This window comes from Streptomyces sp. NPDC005181, assembly GCF_040608395.1.
In the GTDB taxonomy this organism is placed as follows: Bacteria; Actinomycetota; Actinomycetes; order Streptomycetales; family Streptomycetaceae; genus Streptomyces.
On record NZ_JBEXID010000217.1, the window covers coordinates 1 to 2811 of the forward strand.

3 protein-coding genes are annotated in these 2811 nt (G+C 65.7%); 2 read left to right on the forward strand and 1 reads right to left on the reverse strand.

Annotated elements, in window-relative coordinates; genetic code table 11:
• The first annotated feature begins 107 nt into the window (after nt 1-107).
• Both ABZV38_RS40025 and ABZV38_RS40030 read left to right on the forward strand, forming a co-directional pair.
• Nucleotides 108-653, forward strand: a complete 546-nt coding sequence (locus tag ABZV38_RS40025; protein ID WP_356333852.1) for a hypothetical protein — start codon at nt 108-110, stop codon at nt 651-653.
• Nucleotides 654-711: 58 nt separating this feature from the next.
• Nucleotides 712-1332 carry a hypothetical protein gene (locus ABZV38_RS40030; RefSeq protein WP_356333854.1) on the forward strand — a complete coding sequence of 207 codons (621 nt, stop codon included), beginning with the start codon at nt 712-714 and terminating at the stop codon, nt 1330-1332.
• Nucleotides 1333-1405: 73 nt separating this feature from the next.
• Here the strand turns inward: ABZV38_RS40030 and ABZV38_RS40035 are convergent, their stop codons facing one another.
• Complete coding sequence (locus ABZV38_RS40035; RefSeq protein WP_356333856.1) at nt 1406-2491, reverse strand: S1 family peptidase; 1086 nt, start codon at nt 2489-2491, stop codon at nt 1406-1408.
• Nucleotides 2492-2811 lie beyond the last annotated feature (320 nt).

Here is a 2811-nt window from a genome sequence, read left to right on the forward strand (position 1 = left end):
GACACCCCCGCTCCGACAGCCGCTGACCACTCGGTCACCAGCCGTCACCACACACCCGAAACCGTCACACGCTGCGGTCGCACTGAATGTTTGCCCTCATACGTGTCATGCGGGGCATCTCGGACGACGCGCCGTCCTATTCGCTCCTGTATGAATCCGAACGCGCCTACGCCGCTGGGGTACTTGCCGACGCACCGGACTACGAGGGCAACGGGACCCACGGGGCCAGCTCGGACTGGAACCACCGGAGCCAGCAGATCGGCACGGCGATGGGGGCCATCAACGGAATCGGCGCCGATGTCTACCAGGACAAGGAAGATGACAAGGTCGAATGGGCCGAGGACACCGCCGAGTATTCAGCCATCGGAGCCAACGGGCTCATAGGCGAGATCCCCGTAGTGAGCACCGCGGGTGGCGCGTTGATTGATTCATTCAAGTACGACTGGACCAAGGATGTCGTCGAGGAAGCCGAGCAGCAGGGCAAGCAGGATTCCAGCGAGAACTACGGCCGAGGTATGGACGGAACCACTCGCCTGATCGACGAATGGGGCGAGCAGAGAGGAATCAAGGGTAATGGGCCGTTCAATGAGGCGAGGGACGATGCAGCTGCTGGTTACGCCATCGGAAGAGACGCCGCAGGGGCACACCTCTGAGGTCCGGAAGCCGGTCCGGTCCCGCAAGGGCTTGGCGCTCACAGCAATAGCCCTTCTCTTGCTCGGCGCATCCGCGTGCACAGCAGATGACAAGGCCGCCCCGGAGAAGGAGTTCTGTGACGTACCCGCTTCCTCCACCGAGGGAGAAGCGGTGCGCGATCTGCTGAAGGCAGACGAGCTCAAGTCCACTGTCTTCGCTCTGAAGTCGGATCTGGTCGAAGGCATGCAGGAACGACTGGGAGAAGACCTGAGCACGCCGACGTCGTCTCAGACCACCTGCTCGTTCGCTCCGAGGAACACCTTCGGCTCCAAGAGACTGCGCATCGAGTTCTCCTGGGTTCCGCAGGACACCGAGGCCCGCGACGTGGACAAGCTTCCGGGGAAGCTCAGCCACTACGACGTGAACGGCGCGACTGTCGAAGCCAACGACCTCGTTTCACGGCTCACCGTGCCGTGCCGGATGCCCGGCGACCTCACGGCGCCGTCCCAGAAGGTGCTGCTCCAGGGACAGGCTTCCAACACCCTGCTCAACGGGACCGACGTCCAGCAGAAGACGGTGGACCAGCAGGTCACCTTCCTCTACCTCATGACCCGCAGAGCTACCGACGCACTCGGCTGCGAAAACGACCCGCTGGCGAAGAAGCCCGTGGTGAATGCGTCGGCCGAGCCTTCCGCATAGCAGCAGTGGGCCCGCTCGCCCCGGGGGGCAAGCGGGCCCTCGCGCTTCGCTCACACGAGTGAGCGAGCCGGCGTCAGCCGATCTCGGCGCCGAATGCCGTCAGCGCCTCGGGCACCGGCTGGAAGAAGGTCTCCCCGCCCGAGGAGCAGTCGCCGCTGCCACCGGAGGTCAGGCCGATCGCGGTGTCGCCCGAGAAGAGCGAGCCGCCGCTGTCACCCGGCTCGGCGCAGACCGTCGTCTGGATGAGTCCCTCGACGATGTCGCCGTTGCCGTAGTTCACCGTGGCGTCGAGGCCGGTGACCTGGCCGTCGTGCACCTGAGTGGTGGAACCGCTGCGGGTCACCGTCATGCCGACGGTCGCCTCGCCCGCCCCGGTGATCGGCTGGGTGGAGCCGTTGTAGAGGTCGACCTCACTGGGGTGCGGCGTGTCGGAGGTGTACTTCACCAGCCCGAAGTCGTTGCCCGGGAAGTCGGAGCCCGCGTTCGTACCGATCTCCGCGCCGCCCTGCGAGTCGGACCAGCTGCTGATCGCCTCGGTGCAGTGTCCCGCGGTCAGGAAGTACGGCTCACCGTCCTTGACCACGTTGAAGCCGAGCGAACAGCGTCCGCCGTTGCCCCAGATCGCGTCGCCGCCGGCGATGAACGGTTTGAACTCCCCGGCGGTCTTCCTGAGTTCGGCCTTGCCACCCAGCCCGTCGACGACCGCGCCGAGTCTGTCCCAGACCGCACCGTCGACCGTACGGTCGGCGGTGACGACCACCTTGTTGCTGACCGGGTCGACGGCCCATGAGGTGCCGGGGATCGTGGCCTTGGCAGTGAGGGTCTGCCGGACCGACTTCAGCTCGGCGAGCGAGTTCGGTACGACCCTGGCCCTGCCGCCCGCCTGCCGCACCTGCTCGGCGGCGGCCCGGTCGACCACGTTCACGACCAGGTTCTTCGACTTGGCGTCGTAGTACGAGCCGGCCGCGTCGCTGCCCAGATCCTGCCCGAGAGCGGTGGCGAGCTTTCCGGCCGCGTTCGCCGTCAGGGTCCGGGCGGTGAACTGCGGTACGTCGTCACTGGCGTTCGCACTCTGGAACGTGACTCCCGCTGCGACCAGGGCGACAACGGCCGATCCGGCCATCACGGCACGCTTCCTGGATATGCGTCGATGCTTCAACTTCGACCTCCTGTGGGGCCGCACACAGGCAAGTGGGGTGCCTGGGTACGGAGGATGGAGCCGCCCACTATTCCGAGCTGGCAGATAGCACACAAGGTCGACTTCAGGACGCACACACGACACCACCGTTTCGGTCGCGCCGTGTTCACTTACCCGGCGTCACGCCATGTCGGTTCCATTTGCGAACACCGCGTGCAACCGGACGGTCGGCAGCGGGTGAGGACTGGACGCAAACATTCAGTTGGTAATCGGAGCGTGATCGTTCCGGCCGCCTCATCACGCTTGGTGGTCGTCGAGTTGGGCCGTCGCGGTGTGGTTGG